The organism is Chamaesiphon sp. OTE_75_metabat_556 (assembly GCF_031378165.1).
Lineage (GTDB): Bacteria > Cyanobacteriota > Cyanobacteriia > Cyanobacteriales > Chamaesiphonaceae > Chamaesiphon.
The window spans coordinates 1-2,737 of sequence record NZ_JANNDR010000050.1 but is presented as its reverse complement, the minus strand read 5'-3'; the positions used below and the strand labels follow the sequence as shown (position 1 = coordinate 2,737).

The following is a 2,737-nucleotide window of genomic DNA, read 5'->3' as shown; positions in this document are numbered from 1 at the left end:
CATCATAATAGAGATCGGCTAGTGAGATACTAGCCAGAGCGGCTTGAAGCTTTTCATTGAGCCGCCGCCACACCATCAGCGTTACCCAGTCTGCGGCTAAATGGGGATCGACTGGCGAGCTAGTGGGATACTCAGCTACCATCGATTCACCCACCGCCACCAAAATATCACTCAAAGAAATTTGGGTGGGTTTTTTGGCAAGCTTGTAGCCGCCGTGCGCTCCCCGAATGGATTTGACTAGTCCCGCGCGGCGCAACTCAATTAATAATTTCTCCAAATAGGGCATCGGCAGGCGTTGACGCTTGGCGATCGCACTGACTGAAGCTGGGCCAAATCCTGGTTGCAAACTGAGATCGAGCATCGCCTTGACGCTGTAATCTCCGCGAGTAGTCAGTTTCATCTGTGTTTTTTAGCGATTACGGCCATCCGAGATCGATGCGGTTGGCGACCTCGCGATGGCAGTTTTGACTCAACGCAATTTACCAAATCGAGCTGAATATCGACGATCTTCGGTGCGAACTCGGTTGATCGAGTGTCGGATCATTTCAATCCTAGCAGAATCTATTCAGAATATTACAGATCCAACTATCGATTACTGAGAACTATTAATGTTTAACTAGCCAACCAATATCGATGGTTTAATTCTCGTCCTGGTCAACTGTCAACGGATCTAACTGTTAAAAGGCAACTATTTTTCTGATAAGTTTCGTTTCGATCTAAAAAAGATGGTATTTTGGATACAGACATTTAACAAACTCACTCTAGTCAGTGTACTATGGTGATAAGTGCTAATAGCAACCTCCAATAACTAATTGCAGGTCTAGTTTAGCAAAACCGCAACGCCGGATAGCGTTAGACCCTCTAGTTTGAAATCTAAGTTGATGAGTAACAAGAAAAATATTGAGCCTTTAGTCGGCGAAGAACTGCTCCAAAAAGTCAAAGACCTCGGCAGCGCAAGCAAAGAAGATAAAGCGCGTGAATGCGGCTACTTTACCGAAACTAAGACTGGCGTAGAACGCGTTAACATGATGAAGTTTCTCAACGCGCTCATCGATGCTGAAGGCATTCAGCTCGATAGCAAAGCCGTTGGTGGCGGTCGTGGCGGTCGTAGTGCGAGCTACAAAATCACCGTTCAATCTAACAATAACTTATTGATTGGTGCTGCCTACACCAAACAAATGGGCTTGAAGGAAGGGGACGTATTTAATATCACCCTCGGTCGCAAGCACATTCATCTCAAACAAGTTGATGGCAGTGAAGATGATGAATAGAGATTGGGTAGTCGATGCCTGAGGCGATCTGATTGAGCTAGTCGATCGATCGTGAGATCTTGAAGATCGGCAGCTCGGTGAAAACCAGATCTCGATGCTGTTAATTGAGCGATCGTCTTCACCCATCGCCCAATTTTCCCGCTAGCTAGTAAATTTTAGATTGTTGTCATCACGATCTAAACTTTACTAGCTTTAGCTATTGCGGGAGATCTTTCGTTATATTTATCACCCACACTCGCTCTACTTTCATGCCTCGGATCAAAATTAGGCAGCATGTTAATCCGCTGAGTATTATCTATCAGCAGTCGCTAGTTCCACCCGATTGGTCGGTAGTTTATCCCGATCTTTGCGCGCCGATTCATCTCGATATTGGCAGTGCTGGCGGACGATTTTCGATCCAGATGGCGCAAGCAGATCCACATTGGAACTACTTAGGAATTGAAATTCGCGAAGCTCTAGTCATCCAAGCCAATCAGATCCGCGATGGTCTAGCTCTGAGCAATCTTCACTACGTCTTTGGCAATATCAACACTTCGCTGGCGACACTGCTAGCATCGCTACCTGCTGGCAAATTACGGCGAATTAGCATTCAGTATCCCGATCCCTGTTTTAAGACCAAACATGCCAAGCGGCGTGTCGTACAGCCAGCCTTAGTCGCTGACATCGCTCGCTATCTACCCAGCGGTGGCGAGGTATTTTTGCAATCCGATCTCGAATGGGTAGCGCAGGAAATGTGCGATCGATTTAGCTAAAATCCCGCCTTCCGTCGCACTCAATCCGACTGGATCGAGCCAAATCCCCTCGGTGTTCCCACCGAACGCGAAGTCTCTACGCTCGGTCGGGGTTTGCCAGTGCATCGGGCAATGTGGATTAGGGAGTAGGTGATAGTGGATTAGGGAGTAGGTGATAGTGGATAGTGGGTAGATAGATTATCGATCTTGCCACTTTAGAACGCAAGCATTCTATTCACTATTCACTATTCACTATTCACTATTCACTATTCACTATTCACTATTCACTATTCACTATTCACTATTCACTCTACTTATACTTCAAATTAATGCAACTCCACTCCTGACGATTCCAAACCGTGCCGACAACCCAGCCATGTTGTTCGAGTACGTGGGAGACATCAGCCACCTGACTAGAGAGAATGCCGCTGAGAATTGCCCAACCTTTGGGCTTGACGAGTGCGGACATCGAGGGTGCCAGTTGCATAATGATATCTGCTAAGATGTTGCAGACAAAGCCGTCCACAGGCTCAGGAATCATCGCTTGGAGTCGATCGATACTGCCGAGATCGACGATTAATTTGGCAGCGGGAATGTGATTGAGGTCGCGGTTTTCGCCAGTGGCTTTGACGGCCAGCGGATCGTTATCGACCGCATAAACCTGGTGGGCACCTAGCAACAATGCCGCCGTAGAGAGAATACCAGAGCCACAGCCAATATCGGCAATGGTCAGAT

3 protein-coding genes and 1 pseudogene are annotated in these 2,737 nt (G+C 47.3%); 2 read left to right on the top strand and 2 right to left on the bottom strand.

Annotation, left to right across the window (positions count from 1 at the left end; translation table 11 throughout):
* On the bottom strand, positions 1-400 hold a 400-nt coding region (locus RMO27_RS02605), incomplete at its 3' end, for an Rrf2 family transcriptional regulator (RefSeq protein WP_309728781.1).
* Positions 401-881: 481 nt separating this feature from the next.
* Here RMO27_RS02605 and RMO27_RS02600 point away from each other — a divergent pair.
* Positions 882-1,271 carry an AbrB family transcriptional regulator gene (locus RMO27_RS02600; RefSeq protein ID WP_309728779.1) on the top strand — a complete coding sequence of 130 codons (390 nt, stop codon included), beginning with the start codon at positions 882-884 and terminating at the stop codon, positions 1,269-1,271.
* Positions 1,272-1,519: 248 nt separating this feature from the next.
* Positions 1,520-2,152: pseudogene (gene trmB / locus RMO27_RS02595) on the top strand (tRNA (guanosine(46)-N7)-methyltransferase TrmB).
* Between the two features lie 160 nt (positions 2,153-2,312).
* Here trmB and RMO27_RS02590 read toward each other — a convergent pair.
* The coding region (locus RMO27_RS02590; protein WP_309728777.1) for a 50S ribosomal protein L11 methyltransferase at positions 2,313-2,737 on the bottom strand (425 nt) is incomplete at its 5' end.

What these genes read in the sequence shown, in the direction of transcription:
- RMO27_RS02600 (WP_309728779.1), top strand. Translation starts at nt 882, where the DNA reads ATGAGTAACAAGAAAAATATTGAGCCTTTAGTCGGCGAAGAACTGCTC.